Origin of the sequence: Kistimonas scapharcae (genome assembly GCF_039540975.1) — a bacterium.
Taxonomy (GTDB): domain Bacteria; phylum Pseudomonadota; class Gammaproteobacteria; order Pseudomonadales; family Endozoicomonadaceae; genus Kistimonas; species Kistimonas scapharcae.
This window is the reverse complement of sequence record NZ_BAABFL010000081.1, coordinates 37,950-53,146: the sequence shown is the minus strand read 5'-3', so window position 1 is coordinate 53,146 and position 15,197 is coordinate 37,950. Positions and strand designations below refer to the sequence as shown.

The window sequence follows — 15,197 nt, the reverse complement described above, 5'->3', positions numbered from 1 at the left end:
AAAACCTATAAATATTAAGGCCTTAGACAGCTATTCAGATATTGATACTCAACCTGAAAAAGTGGGGAAACGCTGACATCCACCATCCGGAGGACAGAAAAAGATAGCAGCACCCTCTCAGAAACGCTGAGATAAAACCGCTGCTCAAAAAAAATCCTCTCACCGACAAATCGACGAGAGGATTTTCAACATAAGTGGCGAGCTGGCCTGTAAGCCGGGTTCTGTAGTACCTGCAAACAGGTCTGACAGTCATTCATCTGGGATGCATGTCACCATGCACCTCTAGCAGCCTACCCGGATTCAGTGCGGGTCACACCATCGAATCCCTATTTGGCCTTGCTCCAGGCGGGGTTTACCGTGCCGTGAACTGTTACCAGTCACGCGGTGCGCTCTTACCGCACCCTTTCACCCTTACCGGTCTGCTCCGTTGCCGGAGTTGACTTAGGCGGTCTACTCTCTGCTGCACTTTCCGTAGGCTCACGCCCCCCAGGCGTTACCTGGCGCCTTACCCTATGGAGCCCGGACTTTCCTCCACCCCATTTCAGAGAAATGAGACAGCGACTGCCCGGCCAGCTCGCGACGGCGCAGAATAATCAAAACCCCCCGGACACTCAAGCGAATTTCATCAGTCATTCATCAATTACTAGTCGCGCTCATCATTTTTGAGGGTTAACCCGTATTCGTAGAGTGTTTTTTTCTTAATGCCTGTAATTTTGGATGCTAGCTGGCTGGCCTGTTTCAGTGACAACTCACCCAGCAAAATATGCATAAGGTTTGCACTGCTTTCATCAACACCATCCTCTTTTGATGACTCAGCACCACGCACCAATACAACGAATTCACCTTTTTTCTGATTGGCATCTGCTCTTAGTTGTAACAAGCATTCTTGAACCTGCCCGGCAAGAACTGTTTCAAATGTCTTCGTCAACTCACGAGCAATAACGATATCGCGCTCAGCTCCCAGAACCTCCGACATATCAGACAGAGCTTCTTCAATCCGGTGCGTTGATTCATAGAAGATCCAGGTATGCTCAAACCCGGACAACGCCTGTAACCGCTTTCGGCGTGCAACGGATTTTGCTGGTAGAAACCCTTCAAAGAAGAATCGATCAGAAGGCAGGCCAGACACACTCAGCGCAGCAATCAACGCACAGGCTCCGGGCACCGGCACTACGCGATACCCAGCTTCACGCACTGTCGCCACCAGGAAGTAACCCGGATCAGAAATCAACGGCGTACCAGCATCCGATACCAGCGCCACCGACTCGCCGGCCGCCATTTTTGCAACAATCTGTGCACTGCGATCACGCTCATTATGCTCATGACAGGCCAACAGGGGCTTTCGGATTCCCAGATGATTGAGCAACCGCGCCGTGTGCCGCGTATCCTCCGCCGCGATAACATCGACCGAACCCAGCACTTCGACAGCCCTGGCGGTAATATCCCCCAGATTACCAATGGGCGTGGATACTATGTACAGACAGGCTTCATTCATCGGGTTTACTCAAACTATTAACCGGGATCGCTAGAGATGCGTCCGGCACTTGGTTAAAATCCACGAAGGGTACAGGTGAGAACCATAATCTGCCAACCCAAACATCGTGACGCGTTCAATCTGTCCATTTTTTGCCAGAAGGTGGCCCATAAGTGAGTTTCATATCCCGGCCAGGATTATCCATTGGCGTACTTGCACTGACCCTGATACTGGCAGCCTGTTCGACCGCTCCTCGCCAGACGACTTATGACGGTACCATGCCGGACACCTCCCGCATGACGGTCGACGGCATGCTGTTAAAGGCTCAGAAATCCACTTACCCGGCCAAAGGGCAGCTCTTGCTTTTGGCTGCCGGCACATTACTGGATGAAGACAACCTCGAGCGCGCAAGAAATACGCTTGACCGCATTGAACCCAACCGCCTGGATGGCAACAACCGGAATAACTACAGCCTTCTGGAAGCGGATTACGCCATCCTGACCCATGACAGCCGCTCAGCACTGGAATGGCTATCAACCGTCAGCACCTATAACCTGAAGCGCGCTCAACGGATTAAATACCACCAAATCAAAGCCAGAACCTTTGAGCTGGATGGCAACTTCAGCCTGAACATTGAACAACTGGGACAAGTCTTACAATACCTGCCCAAAGAAGATCACCCGGCACTGTACCAGACATTATGGAACAACCTGCTGATGCTGAATGAAAGTCAGCTGCTGGATATCCTGATGGCAACACCTCCTGAGACGCTCAAACCCTGGATTGAGCTTGCCGTGATCTACCGCACACCCGGCGAACTGGAAAACCAGCTGACCGAATTGCAGAGCTGGGAACTGCGCTGGCCTACCAGTGATGCAGTACGCCATTTACCACAAAGCATCACCGACCTGAAGAATGCCAAACCCTATCAGCCCGCAAAGATAGCCCTACTTTTACCGCTGAGCGGCCCACTGGCACAGGCTGGCGAAGCCGTCAGGGAAGGCTTCATGGCAGCTTACTATGAAGCAGCCAAAAAGAAACTGCAGGTGCCGGAAATCGAATTCTACGACTCCGCCTCCGGCAACCCTGTAGAGCTGGCACAAAAAGCTGAAGATGACGGAGCTGGGCTGGTGATCGGCCCCCTCGGCCGTAACGCGGTAGAAAGTGCAACCTCCAATAGCCAACTGACCATCCCGCAATTAACCCTCAATTACGCAGATACCGCACAGAGCCTTTCCCCAATCTACCAGATCGGGCTGGCTGCTGAGGACGAAGCCAGACAAGGGGCAGACAGAGCCTGGAAAGATGGCTTCCGACACCCTGTCATCCTGATCCCTGACAGCGACTGGGGCCAACGTATTGCCAACGCCTTCAGTCGGGAATGGCAAGAACTGGGTGGCGAGGTACTAACGACTGTTCGCTATACCGGAAATGGCGATTTCAACCAGGCAGCATCCAAGCTGCTACTGGTCAACGAAAGCCAACAGCGAGCCAACAATCTTCGACGCATTCTTGGCAAAAAACTGGATTTCACCCCCCGCCGCCGCCAGGATGCCGATATGATTTTCATGGCTGCTACGGCAGCCAATGGACGACAGTTAAAACCTGCGCTCGACTTTTACTTTGCCTATGACCTGCCGGTTTACACAACATCCGGCATATACAGTGGCCATCAGGATCCCGCGAAAGATCGTGATCTGAGCGGCATTCGCTTCCCGGTCATGCCCTGGTACCTGAACCGGGATTCCGCCCTGAAAGATGTCATCACCCAGGAATGGCCATCAAGCACCGGGCAATACGGCAGCCTGTACGCACTGGGCGCAGACGTCTGGCGCCTGTATCCCAGAATGGAGCAGATGAGCCGCTCAGCCGGTGCACAGATGTTCGGCGCTACCGGAACACTGAGCATCAACACACAAGGCTACGTGGAACGACACCTGATCTGGCAGTATTTTGATAACGGCCGGCCCAGACCGCTCACCCGCGAATACAGCACGAGAAAAACGCATGCCATACACGTCCTGGATAGCAACGATCAGGAACCCACAGGGTAACCGGGCTGAACAGGCCGCCCAGCGATTCCTGATGAAACAAGGACTAACCCTGATCGCCAGGAATTACGCCTGGCGCGGCGGTGAACTGGATCTTGTCATGAAGGACACCGACACCCTGGTTTTCATTGAAGTTCGCTACCGGACTCAGGATGAATTCGGCAGCTCAGCTGAAAGTATCACCTGGCAGAAACAACAGAAACTGATCAAAACAGCACAACATTTTCTTCAACAGCACAGACTGACTGACAAGTCGGCCTGTCGCTTTGATATAATCACCGCAAAACCTGATTCATCCCGTCAAGGGACACTGCAAATCGGGTGGATCAAAAACGCTTTCAGCGCCTGACAGGACTAACCCATGCTTGAACGCATCACCTCACACTTCTCCGACAGCATTGATGCAAAAATCCGTGCTGCGGAAACACTGCCACCGCTGATCGCCCAGGCTGCAGAACTGATCGTGAACGCCCTGGTCAATGAGGGAAAGATCCTGACCTGTGGCAATGGCGGTTCTGCCGCCGATGCCCAACACTTTTCCTCAGAATTGCTAAACCGTTTCGAACGGGAAAGACCCTCACTACCAGCCATTGCCCTGACAACAGACTCTTCAACCCTCACCTCCATCGCCAACGACTACAGCTACAATGAAGTCTTTGCCAAGCAGATACGCGCACTGGGCCAGGCAGGCGATGTACTTCTGGCCATCTCCACCAGCGGCAAATCGCCGAATATCGTGCAAGCAATACAGGCTGCCCATGATCGCGAAATGACCGTCATCGCATTGACAGGAAAAGATGGCGGCAACATGGCCAGATTGCTGCACCCTGAAGATATCGAAATTCGCGCTCCCAGCACCATCACTGCGCGCATTCAGGAGGTTCACCTGCTGGTTGTTCACTGCCTGTGCGATCTGATTGACGAGTGCCTTTTTGGAGCCGTCGAATAAACTGCCGATTATTCACGTATCAACTAACCGCTTCACCCGACATGTCATTGTAAAAACACAAGGGATCCTGACCATGCAAAGAACAAGGGCTCGTGGATTACGAGATTTCACAATCTCTATTCTGCTGACCGCACTCCTGGCAGGCTGCACCACCACGCTGACAGCAATCAATAGTGAGCCCATCCAACAGGATCCATCCTCACGCTCCTGGGGCGCCTGGATTGACGACCAAACCATCGAAACAGTGGCCAGCGTTAATATCAAAAAAGCCGATCCCGCGTTTGCCAACAGCCATATTGTCGTGATCAGCCACAACGGCATTGTGCTTTTGGTAGGACAAACAGGCTCAGCCCCCCTTAAGGAACTGGCAGGAAAGACTGTCAGAAACGTACAAAAAGTCCGTAAAGTTTATAACGAACTTGAGATCTCCGGCCCAACCACCATGCTGGTTCGCTCAGGCGACAGCTGGATCACATCAAAAATCAAGGCCCGCATGGTTGCAGAAAAAGACTTCCCTTCAGGCAATGTTAAAGTCATTACCGAAAACGGTACGGTATACCTGATGGGACTTGTAACACCTGAACAGGCAACCACAGCGGTCAACATTGTAAAGCAGTCTTATGGCGTTCAAAAAATTGTGAAGGTTTTCGAATACATATAATTCTGAACCCCCATAAAAAAACCGCCATTCCGGCGGTTTTTTTATGGGGCAATCACTACTTGACCACTTTGAGACTGGGGCGCCCCTTTGGCGGTCTGCCAGGCCCTTTCGGATCAGGCTCTAGCGAAGGCTCTTCTTCATTCACACCAGAATCTACCAAGTGCACTCCTTCTGGCTGAGCTTCAACCTCAAAGACCATGCCCTGTCCATTTTCCTTGGCATAGATTGCCATGACAGCCCCCACTGGCACACAAACCTGAAACGTCCTGCCACCGAAACGAGCCAGAAACATCACTGCCTCATTAGAAACATCCAGATCCCGAATAGCCATTGGCGCCAGATTAAGCACAACCTGTTCCTCACCCGCAAACTGATCGGGAACATCAACACCGGGCACCGTCGTATCGACAAGCAGGTAGGGTGTACAGTCGTTATCAACAATCCATTCATACAGTGCCCTGATAATGTAAGGGCGACTGCTGGTCATACTCATTGAAGGACTCCAGCTTCATTTCCAAACACGCAAAAAAGGGGGCTTGCCCCCTTTAGTGTATGCCAATCTCAGCGATCAGATACGCATTTCCTTCTCAACATCAGACAGACTTTCACGGAAAGATTCGCGCTCAAACAAACGCTCAGCATACTCCGTGATTGCCTTTGCCTGAGGTGGCAGCTGAATATCCATCGCCTCCAGACGCCAGAGAATCGGAGCCACACAGCAATCCACCAGCGTAAATTCTTCACTCATGAAGAAGGGCTTTTCAGCAAAGATGGGCGCAATGCTGATCAGACTTTCCCGCAGCTCCTTACGCGCCTTAGCTGCAACCGTATCTTTGGTCTTGGGATCCAGAATCACATCCGCCAGTGCACACCAGTCTTTCTGAATACGGTGCATCATCAGGCGGCTCTGGGCCCGGGTCACCGGATAAACCGGCAGCAATGGCGGATGCGGAAAACGCTCATCCAGATACTCCATCATGACATTGGGCTCATAGAGCACCAGATCACGATCCAGCAGGGTCGGCAGCGTATTGTAGGGATTGATATCAGCCAGTTCCTGAGGTCTGGAATCTGGATTGACATCCTGAATATCGACAGCGACGCCTTTTTCCGCCAACACAATACGAACACGATGGCAGTAGTGATCAGCCGGGTCAGAAAAAAATGTCATTGAGGATCTTTTGGCGACTACGCCCATTGATCTACCCCCACCTGAGGTCATACATGAAACCAAAAACGCGCGCAGCCACAAGAGTGACTACGCGCCAGATTACGAATTTTACCAGATTATAGAAGTTAGTGAACGTCCTTCCAGTACTCCCGCTTCAGCAAATAGGCTACGACGAAGAAAAAGGCCAGGAATAACAGCACGTAAACACCGATCTTCTGACGCTCCAGCTGCATCGGCTCACCACTGTAGTCCAGAAAATTAACCAGATCGTACATCGCCTGATCGTACTCTTCCGGACTCATACTTCCCTTATATTCTGGATCGGGTACCAGTCCGCACAACTTCTCACCGGTAAGGGTATCAACCTGACCTTCAGAATCACCCGCACAGGTATCAATCAGACCACCCTGCAACTCCAGCAGCACGTGAGGCATGGCCACATCCGGGAAGACTTTGTTGTTAACACCCCAAGGACGCTTCGGATCCAGGTAAAAAGTACGCAGATAGGTGTAGAGCCAATCGGTACCGCGAACACGCGCAACCATAGTCAGATCTGGCGGTGCCGCACCAAACCACTGCTTGGCCTCCCCTTCTATCATGCCGTTTTTCATCAGATCGCCAATCTTGGCATCCGTGAATACCAGATTATCCAACATAAGATCATGAGGGATACCCAGATCATCAGCCACCCGCTCATAGCGCTGAAACTGTGTTGCATGACAGCCGGCACAGTAATTCATGTAAAACTTTGCCCCCCGCTGCAGCGATGCCTTGTCACTGACATCCGTCTCAATGTGATCCAGCGGATAGCCCCCACCGCCAGCAGCGAACGCAGCCACCGGCAGCAACACAAACAGCCATGTAATGAATATTTTTTTCATTAGCCGGTCACCCTCTCCGGTACAGTTTTAGTCTTCTCAAAACGGGTGTAAAAAGGCATCAGCAGGAAGAACGCAAAGTAGAACAGGGTTGCCACACGCGCAATATTGGTCAGCAAGCCTGTCGCCGGCTGCGTTCCTAGCCAGGTCAGCAGAATATAATTGAGACCAAAGACAACGATACAAGCCTTACTGATCAACCCCTTATAACGCCAGGATTTCACAGGACTTCTGTCCAGCCATGGCAAAACAAACAGAATCGCAATGGCGGCCCCCATGGCAACAACGCCCAGCAACTTATCCGGAACTGCCCGCAAGATGGCGTAGAACGCACCGAAATACCAGACTGGTGCGATATGCTCTGGCGTCTTGAGACTATTCGCCTGCTCAAAGTTGGCATGCTCAAGGAAGAACCCGCCCATTTCAGGGAAGAAGAACACTACACCACAGAACACAAACAGGAAGACAACCACACCCACGATATCCTTAACGGTGTAGTAGGGGTGGAAAGGAATGCCATCAACCGGTACGCCATCAGTATTCTTGTTTTTCTTGATTTCCACGCCATCCGGGTTATTGGAACCCACTTCGTGCAGCGCAATGATGTGCATGACAACCAGACCAAGAATAACGATCGGCAACGCCACCACATGCAAGGCAAAGAAGCGGTTCAGGGTAATACCGGAGATCAGGTAATCACCACGAATCCACTGCTGCAGATCAGGACCAATCACCGGAATAGCACCGAACAGGGAAATGATAACCTGTGCCCCCCAGTAGGACATCTGCCCCCAAGGCAACAGATAACCCATGAAGGCTTCAGCCATCAGCGCCAGGTAGATCGCCATACCGAAAATCCAGACCAACTCACGAGGCTTTCGGTATGACCCATACAACAGGGCGCGGAACATATGACAGTAAACCACCACAAAGAAGGCCGAGGCGCCTGTAGAGTGGAGATAACGAATCAGCCAACCGTATTCGACATCCCTCATGATGTACTCAACAGAGGCAAAAGCACCCTCTGCACTAGGCACATAGCTCATAGTCAGCCAGACACCGGTCAGCAGCTGATTCACCAGAACCAGAAGCGCCAGAGAACCAAAGAAATACCAGAAATTGAAGTTCTTGGGTGCGTAGTATTTGCTGAGATGCTCTTCCCACATCTTCGTCAGCGGAAAACGCTCATCCACCCAGGTCAGTAATTTGCTTCCCATCAGGCAGCCTCCTCATCAACACCTACAGTCAGGATGTCGTCCCCTTCAAAGGAATAAGGCGGCACTTCCAGATTGGTTGGCGCCGGCACCCCCTTGAACACACGACCCGCCAGGTCAAACCTGGAACCGTGACAGGGGCAGTAGTATCCACCCACCCAATTCGCATCAAAGTCCATTGGTTTCACTTCAGGTGTGAATTTTGGCGAACACCCCAGATGTGTGCAGAGACCCACCAGGACCAGGATATCCTCCCGACTGGAGCGGAATTCATTCTGCGCATAACCAGGCTGCTCCGACTCCTGAGAGCTCGGATCTCTCACCTTGTCATCTACCTTGCGGATATTATCGAGCATCGCCTGCGAACGCCGCACGACAAACACAGGCTTGCCACGCCACTCCACAATCACCTGCTGACCAGGCTCCAGCTTCGATATATTGACTTTGACAGGTGCGCCCGCCGCCTTGGCCTTGGCGCTTGGATTCCAGGATTTGATAAACGGTGTCGCAACTCCCGCAGCCCCCACTGCACCAACTACCGAAGTAGCTGCAACCAGAAAGCGGCGCCGGCCCACATTTACGCCGTCTTGACTCATTCGGCTTTCTCCCCATCAGAGCGTTAGCTCATTTATTCTGCATGCCAGGCAAAGCGGTGGGCATATTAGTTAAACTCGGAATTGCTGACAAGCAACCGCAATTCCCCTTAGCACCCCACCAACAATCCGCAATGATATAGGGTTTACCCCTTAAATTAAATGGATGAGATCCATACTGGCGCACTTTCATGGCCTTTGCCGACAAAAATGCCCATTTTTTCAGACACAAAAATAGCAGACATAAAAAAAGCGCCGGTCCGGAGACCAGCGCTTTTGCAGTAATCCAAAAACGAATTAACGCTTGGAGAACTGGGGACGCTTACGAGCCTTGTGCAGACCGACTTTCTTCCGCTCAACCATACGGGCATCACGGGTGACATAGCCAGCCTTGCGCAGAGAAGGACGCAAAGTTTCGTCATATTCCATCAGAGCGCGGGTGATACCGTGACGGATCGCACCGGCCTGACCGTTAGCACCACCACCTTTTACGGTGATCATGATGTCGAAATTTTCTGTCATCTCAACCAGCTCAAGCGGCTGCATAACAATCATGCGGGACGTTTCACGACCAAAGTAGTCCTGAAGCGTACGGCCGTTGATAGAAATGCTGCCAGTTCCCTTACGCAGGAAGACACGAGCGGTAGAGGTTTTGCGACGACCTGTGCCGTAGTTCTGAGTTACTGACATGTTGACCCCCGATTAAATAGTCAGTTGCTGAGGTTGCTGTGCAGCATGCGGATGCGCAGATCCGGCATAAACTTTCAGCTTACGCTGCATAGCGCGACCCAGCGGGTTACGGGGCATCATGCCTTTAACTGCCAGCTCGATGACACGTTCAGGCTTGTGAGCAATCAGCTTCTCAAAACTCATTGACTTCAGTCCACCCGGGAAGCCGGTGTGGCGGTGATACATCTTGTCAGATGCCTTACGACCGGTCACACGCACTTGCTCGGCGTTGATGACAACGATGTAATCGCCGGTATCAACGTGAGGAGTGTACTCAGGCTTGTGCTTACCACGCAGGCGACTGGCAATTTCTGTAGCCAAACGACCGAGCGTCAGCCCGGAAGCATCTACAACATACCAGTCGCGCTTAGCGGTTTCTGGTTTAGCGCTAAAGGTTTTCATCTATCTATCCGCCTCAATGCTCGCTAACGCGAGTTGAATTCAAACATCACGGCTGTTTAGCCAGCCCACGAACCAATGCAAGGGCTTTAAAACCACCGCGGTTCAAACATTGGGCACTCATTATGGGAAACGGGAGCGGTATTATAGCCAGTTCGAACAGGAAAAAAACCCCGCCAACGGTCAATTGCGGCTATCCACCAGTTTTTTACGGCTAAAATGTTTCACACAGACTGAGTGAACAATTGAGTCCCACCATGTCCAAGAGCGTCCTTGTGCCTGTCGCGCACAGCATCGAAGAGATAGAAGCCGTCACGATCATTGATACCCTCCGCCGAGCAGGCACCTCAGTCACGGTAGCAAGCTGCAATGCGGATGGTTCCATTAATGTGGAGGCCTCCCGGGGCGTGCGCCTACTGGCCGACTGCCCCATCAGCGAGTGCACTGACGCTCATTACGACATCATCGCCCTGCCCGGCGGCATGCCCGGTGCAGAACACCTGAGAGATTGTCAGACGCTGACCGATTTACTAATCAGTCAGAAGCAGATGGGGCACTGGATTGCTGCCATCTGCGCTTCGCCCGCCATTGTTCTGGCGCATCACGGCCTGCTGGAAGACATCCGGGCAACAGCGCACCCCAGCTTTCAGTCGCAGTTAACCGGCGCCGTAGCCATCAACGAACCGCTCGTCATTGATGAAGAGGCCAAAATCATCACCAGCCAGGGACCGGGTACTGCCATGTATTTTTCACTGAACCTGGCCAAGATACTGTATGGGGAAATCGTTTTCCGGGAGCTGGCCACAGCCATGGTCGCCCATTGGGCACTCTGAAAGCACTTGCAACCGGGTTATTGGCACCGTATAAAAAATAGTAATGACAAGCCGATATATCTCACAACGCGCACAAGGCAGACAACAATAAAGAGGTATCTATGGAACTTGTTTGGCTACTGACCGGTGCAATAGCCCTCTACTGGCTTGACCGTTATCAGGACCAGATTGCTGATCGCATGGCCGGGGAAGCCTTCGATCAGGTCTCTGAAACCCGTAACGGCAAGACCTATTGCGGCAAGACCGCCATCATTCATCGCAAGAAGCATATAGGGCATGTCTTCATGCCACTTTTCCCCTCTCTCGACCATGACATCAAGGCCCTGTGCCAGACAGAAGACAACCACTGGTTCTGGTATCACGCCCAGATCAAGAACATGAAACTGGTGCATACAGAAATCAATCCTGTCTCCATTGAAGCGGCCCTGGAAGCCATGGACGAAGACGAGACGGGCACCTGTCGCGAAGAGAAAAGTTAATTCTCTTCCAGAGGTGTCAGCTCAGGCTGACACCTCATTTCCTCCTATACCCTGCGACCTGATAGACGATAACACCACCAATCCTGCCCTGTTTAAATCCAGTAACCCTCTCTTTTTCTCTGCACATCTTGACCTGAATACAATTCATACCTGGAGGAAAGCGAGGCATTCAGCACGGGCAACTTATGAGCAAGCGCAATCGAGTCAGTCATCCCCTGACTTCCTTCAGCAGTATCTCTTGATAAAATTGACAGACTAATAACCAATGCGGATAGTTACCCACACGACAGCAGTAAAAAACCTAAAAACTGATGACATCGCCATTCCCCCTCGCACTTCAGGAAAAGCTCAACAAGATTCCAATGCTTCGCGCCATGGAAGTTGACTACCGGCTTTACGATGGCAAACAGTTGCAGATTGCCTGTCCACTGTCACCCAACATCAATGACAAAGGCACCTTCTTTGGCGGCAGCATCAGCGCACTGGCCACCATTTGCGGCTGGACCATGACCAGCCTGAAAGCCTTGGAAGCCGGCGTCAATTGTGATGCGGTTATTGCAGAACAAAACCTGCAATTTCTGACACCCGCCCGCAGCGAACTGACCGCAACCTGTGAGTGCACGATTCCTGAAACCTTCACCAGCCGCCTGCAGGCAGGCCGCCGGGCGCGCCTTGACCTGACGGTGTCACTGCACTCAGATGGTCAGTGTGTTGCCAATTTCAACGGACGCTATGTCGCTGTACCCACATAGGAAACAATGGAATGGATATAACCGTTATCTTACTGGCTGCCGCCATTCTTGCGATTGCCGGCCTCTCTGCATGGGCAATCAAACTCTGGATTGAAGTGTTTAGAAACCGTGCCAGCATCCGGAAATCCAACGAACAACATCGTCAGTTTCTTTGCTCCAGCCTGACCATTTTGGCCAGAAGCTTGGTGCATGAACAGGTTAACCCAACAGAAGGCTGCATCCGGATCAAAACCATTCTTGATATGCTCGACCCTGCCCTGGGCAAAACCGAGGAATACCAGGTATTCACAACGATCTATGACGCAACCACGCATATGCCCATTGGTGAAGCACGAAAAACTCTGAAACTGAGCGAACGCAACCGCCTGGATACAGAACGCGAACTGCTGGAACAACACCACCAGGAACGCATAAAGCAGGCAGCTCAAGCCCTGCTGACACAATTTAATCCAGATAGTATCTTCAAAGAAGCATGAAACCAGCGTTCAACATCACCCCCCTCAATCAAAACCTGACCAAAATGCACCCGGACGCACGGGTGCTGGTTCAATCACTGCCAGACTGCCCTCAAATACAGTTGGCGTTGCTTGATCCAACACCGATGAAGCATCGCCCATTCACTGAAGAAGAAATCAAAACTATCCAGGATTACCCGGCTTACTGGGCATTTTGCTGGGGAAGCGGCCAGGCTCTGGCGGCTCAAATACTCGACAATCCTGGCCTGGTGGCCGGAAAAACAGTAATGGATTTTGGCGCAGGTTCCGGTGTCGTTGCGATTGCCGCCTGCCTTGCGGGAGCCCGCGAAGTGATTGCCTGCGATATTGACCCGGAGGCACTGTTGGCCTGCCAAATCAATGCACACATCAATCAGGTCAGCTTTCGACTCCATAACGATCTGTTCAGCTTTGATGAACCACTGGACCTGCTAATCGCAGCCGACGTCCTGTACGACAGAAACAACCTGCCACTCCTGGAGCAGTTTCACTCCATGGCCACCGAAGTACTGGTGGCTGATTCACGCATCAAACAGTTTGATTTTCCGCCCTATCGTGGATTTTCCAGCCGTGAGTGCAGTACGGTCCCAGATCTGGATGAAACCCGTGACTTCAACAACATCAACTTCTACTGTAACCGGCCTATTCGAACGGACTGTCGGGTTCCTGCCAGCCAGGAACCCCTACCGGTTTAAACAATCACTATAGAAACGCAAAACTCTCTTCTTTCATGCGTGTCAATGTCCGCGGGCAGGCGAGCATCGTTTTTGCGTGCGTTTCAGCACGGGGAAGAATACGGGAAAAATAGAATTCTGCCGTTTGCACCTTGGCTTTGTAAAAAGCCACTTCACTGGTGGCTTCCATCAGCTTACGTTGTGCCGCCACCAACATTTGCAACCAGTAATACGCCATCACGACATAACCGGAAAACATCAAGTAATCGACTGACGCCGAACCTACCGCATCACGGTTGCGAGCCGCCCGAAATGCCAGACGATAACTCAAGTACTGCCACCTCAGCGTCAACGCAGAAACCTTTCCAACAAATGGCAAGACTTTCAGACGTGGCACACTGTCATCGGTCAACACAGACTTACAATATTTGAGTATTTGACCCGCCAGTCGATTCAGGTCCTTCCCTTTGGACAACAACACTTTACGCCCTAACAAATCCAGCGACTGTATGCCTGTTGTACCTTCATACAGGGTGGATATCCGAGCATCCCGAATTATCTGCTCCATACCGTGTTCACGGATATAACCGTGCCCACCGTAAACCTGCACACCAAGATTCGCAGATTCGAGACCCGCTTCCGTCAGGAAGCCTTTGAGGATTGGCGTCAGCATGCCCAGCTCATCATCAAGCCGGTTACGCTCGGATTCGGTTTCCGCCGTAATCATCCGGTCAGCCAGCTTGGCCGCATCATACAGCATCGCACGACCGCCCTCGGCAAACGCTTTCATGGTCAACAACATGCGACGGACATCAGGATGAACAATCAGTGAATCCGCCACATTGTCAGGCTGCTTGGTACCCGACAGTGAACGCATGGACAATCGTTCCCGGGCATAGGGAAGCGCCCCCTGGTAGGCCAGCTCGGCGGAAGCGAGCCCCTGTATTCCTGTGCCAATCCGCGCGGTATTCATAAAGGTAAACATACACTGCAAACCTTTATTCTCAGGCCCGATCAGATAGCCTTCCGCCTCATCAAAATTCATGACGCAGGTCGCAGAGGCCTTGATCCCCATTTTATGTTCCAGGGATCCACAGGAGACGCCGTTTCGCTCCCCCAGCGAACCATCCGGATTCACCTTGAACTTGGGCACAATAAAGAGCGAAATGCCCCGCGTTCCTTCAGGCGCGTCCGGAAGCCTGGCGAGCACAATGTGGACAATATTCTCGGTAAGATCATGCTCTCCGGCAGAGATAAAAATCTTGGTGCCGGAAAGGCTGTAAGTCTCATCACCATTCGGTATTGCGCGGGTTTTCACCTGCCCCAGATCCGTACCGCACTGTGGCTCAGTAAGACACATGGTGCCGCTCCACTCACCGCTGGTCATGCGCATCAGCCAGGTCTGTTTCTGCGCTTCGGTGCCATGTAAAAACAGGGTGTTCATGGCACCAAGCGTCAGGCCGGGATACATACCCCAGGACCAGTTAGCCGTACCAGCCATTTCCGAAATCATGACCCCAAGGGACATCGGCAACCCCTGACCACCATACTCCGGAGGATGGGAAAGCGACTGCCAGCCACCCGCCACATATTGCTGATAAGCTGCTTTGAAGCCTTTTGGCGTTATCACTTCGCCATCCAGCCAGTGACACCCTTCTTCATCACCCGAGCGGTTCAGCGGAGCCAGAACATTCTCGGCAAACTTCGCCCCTTCGCTGATAATGGCATCGACCAGATCAGGCGTCGCCTCTTCACCATTGGGCAACGTTTGATAATGGGCCTGCATATCCAGAACATCTTCTGCCAGAAATCTCATATCCCTGACAGGCGCCTTGTACTCAGGCAT

The 15,197-nt window shown here is 52.2% G+C and carries 18 protein-coding genes and 1 other RNA gene; 9 read left to right on the top strand and 10 right to left on the bottom strand.

Going from position 1 to position 15,197, the window contains the following annotated elements; genetic code table 11:
* Positions 1–194 precede the first annotated feature (194 nt).
* Positions 195–577: RNase P RNA component class A (gene rnpB, locus ABD892_RS04760), an RNA gene on the bottom strand.
* A 66-nt stretch (positions 578–643) separates the two neighbouring features.
* Positions 644–1,495 carry a 16S rRNA (cytidine(1402)-2'-O)-methyltransferase gene (gene rsmI / locus ABD892_RS04755; RefSeq protein WP_345194229.1) on the bottom strand — a complete coding sequence of 284 codons (852 nt, stop codon included), beginning with the start codon at positions 1,493–1,495 and terminating at the stop codon, positions 644–646.
* A gap of 152 nt (positions 1,496–1,647) precedes the next feature.
* Between rsmI and ABD892_RS04750 the strand changes: the two genes are divergently transcribed.
* Genes ABD892_RS04750 through ABD892_RS04735 form a run of 4 tightly spaced genes read left to right on the top strand, consistent with a single transcriptional unit; the run spans position 1,648 to position 5,135 of the window.
* Positions 1,648–3,528, top strand: a complete 1,881-nt coding sequence (locus ABD892_RS04750; RefSeq protein WP_345194228.1) for a penicillin-binding protein activator — start codon at positions 1,648–1,650, stop codon at positions 3,526–3,528.
* Positions 3,482–3,874 carry a YraN family protein gene (locus tag ABD892_RS04745; protein WP_345194227.1) on the top strand — a complete coding sequence of 131 codons (393 nt, stop codon included), beginning with the start codon at positions 3,482–3,484 and terminating at the stop codon, positions 3,872–3,874. Before ABD892_RS04750 ends, ABD892_RS04745 begins: the two co-directional genes overlap by 47 nt.
* A 12-nt stretch (positions 3,875–3,886) precedes the next feature.
* Entirely contained in the window at positions 3,887–4,474 is a 588-nt protein-coding gene (locus ABD892_RS04740; RefSeq protein WP_345194226.1) for a phosphoheptose isomerase, read from the top strand.
* Complete coding sequence (locus ABD892_RS04735) at positions 4,443–5,135, top strand: BON domain-containing protein (RefSeq protein ID WP_345194225.1); 693 nt, start codon at positions 4,443–4,445, stop codon at positions 5,133–5,135. The genes ABD892_RS04740 and ABD892_RS04735 overlap by 32 nt, the downstream gene beginning before the upstream one ends.
* Before the next feature lie 55 nt (positions 5,136–5,190).
* Here the strand turns inward: ABD892_RS04735 and ABD892_RS04730 are convergent, their stop codons facing one another.
* The 7 genes from ABD892_RS04730 to rplM all read right to left on the bottom strand — a co-directional run bounded on the left by ABD892_RS04730 (position 5,191) and on the right by rplM (position 10,122).
* A complete protein-coding gene (locus tag ABD892_RS04730; protein ID WP_345194224.1) occupies positions 5,191–5,628 on the bottom strand; it encodes a ClpXP protease specificity-enhancing factor in 438 nt (145 codons plus the stop codon).
* A gap of 75 nt (positions 5,629–5,703) precedes the next feature.
* Positions 5,704–6,333, bottom strand: a complete 630-nt coding sequence (locus ABD892_RS04725; protein ID WP_345194223.1) for a glutathione S-transferase N-terminal domain-containing protein — start codon at positions 6,331–6,333, stop codon at positions 5,704–5,706.
* A 98-nt stretch (positions 6,334–6,431) separates the two neighbouring features.
* Positions 6,432–7,187 (bottom strand): cytochrome c1, encoded by a 756-nt coding sequence (locus tag ABD892_RS04720; RefSeq protein ID WP_345194222.1) that lies wholly within the window; start codon positions 7,185–7,187, stop codon positions 6,432–6,434.
* Positions 7,187–8,401, bottom strand: coding sequence for a cytochrome b (locus ABD892_RS04715; RefSeq protein ID WP_345194221.1), 1,215 nt, complete (start codon positions 8,399–8,401; stop codon positions 7,187–7,189). Before ABD892_RS04715 ends, ABD892_RS04720 begins: the two co-directional genes overlap by 1 nt.
* Positions 8,401–8,994 carry a ubiquinol-cytochrome c reductase iron-sulfur subunit gene (gene petA, locus ABD892_RS04710; protein ID WP_345194219.1) on the bottom strand — a complete coding sequence of 198 codons (594 nt, stop codon included), beginning with the start codon at positions 8,992–8,994 and terminating at the stop codon, positions 8,401–8,403. The genes ABD892_RS04715 and petA overlap by 1 nt, the downstream gene beginning before the upstream one ends.
* A gap of 294 nt (positions 8,995–9,288) precedes the next feature.
* A complete protein-coding gene (gene rpsI / locus ABD892_RS04705; protein WP_211824684.1) occupies positions 9,289–9,681 on the bottom strand; it encodes a 30S ribosomal protein S9 in 393 nt (130 codons plus the stop codon).
* A gap of 12 nt (positions 9,682–9,693) precedes the next feature.
* Positions 9,694–10,122: a 50S ribosomal protein L13 gene (rplM, locus tag ABD892_RS04700; protein ID WP_345194218.1), complete on the bottom strand. Its 429-nt coding sequence runs from the start codon at positions 10,120–10,122 to the stop codon at positions 9,694–9,696.
* Positions 10,123–10,376: 254 nt separating this feature from the next.
* Here rplM and ABD892_RS04695 point away from each other — a divergent pair, with 254 nt between their 5' ends.
* From ABD892_RS04695 to ABD892_RS04675, 5 genes are all read left to right on the top strand, one after another.
* Positions 10,377–10,952, top strand: a complete 576-nt coding sequence (locus ABD892_RS04695; RefSeq protein WP_345194216.1) for a DJ-1 family glyoxalase III — start codon at positions 10,377–10,379, stop codon at positions 10,950–10,952.
* Between the two features lie 101 nt (positions 10,953–11,053).
* On the top strand, positions 11,054–11,431 hold the full coding sequence (locus tag ABD892_RS04690) for a hypothetical protein (RefSeq protein WP_345194215.1): 378 nt from the start codon (positions 11,054–11,056) through the stop codon (positions 11,429–11,431).
* Positions 11,432–11,742: 311 nt separating this feature from the next.
* On the top strand, positions 11,743–12,183 hold the full coding sequence (locus ABD892_RS04685; RefSeq protein WP_345194214.1) for a YiiD C-terminal domain-containing protein: 441 nt from the start codon (positions 11,743–11,745) through the stop codon (positions 12,181–12,183).
* Positions 12,184–12,194: 11 nt separating this feature from the next.
* Entirely contained in the window at positions 12,195–12,659 is a 465-nt protein-coding gene (locus ABD892_RS04680) for a DUF2489 domain-containing protein (protein WP_345194212.1), read from the top strand.
* The gene (locus ABD892_RS04675) at positions 12,656–13,372 is read left to right on the top strand and encodes a class I SAM-dependent methyltransferase (RefSeq protein ID WP_345194211.1); all 717 of its coding nucleotides are present in this window, start codon (positions 12,656–12,658) and stop codon (positions 13,370–13,372) included. The genes ABD892_RS04680 and ABD892_RS04675 overlap by 4 nt, the downstream gene beginning before the upstream one ends.
* A gap of 7 nt (positions 13,373–13,379) precedes the next feature.
* On the opposite strand, the gene ABD892_RS04670 is transcribed toward ABD892_RS04675, so the two are convergent.
* Positions 13,380–15,197, bottom strand: a complete 1,818-nt coding sequence (locus ABD892_RS04670; protein ID WP_345194210.1) for an acyl-CoA dehydrogenase C-terminal domain-containing protein — start codon at positions 15,195–15,197, stop codon at positions 13,380–13,382.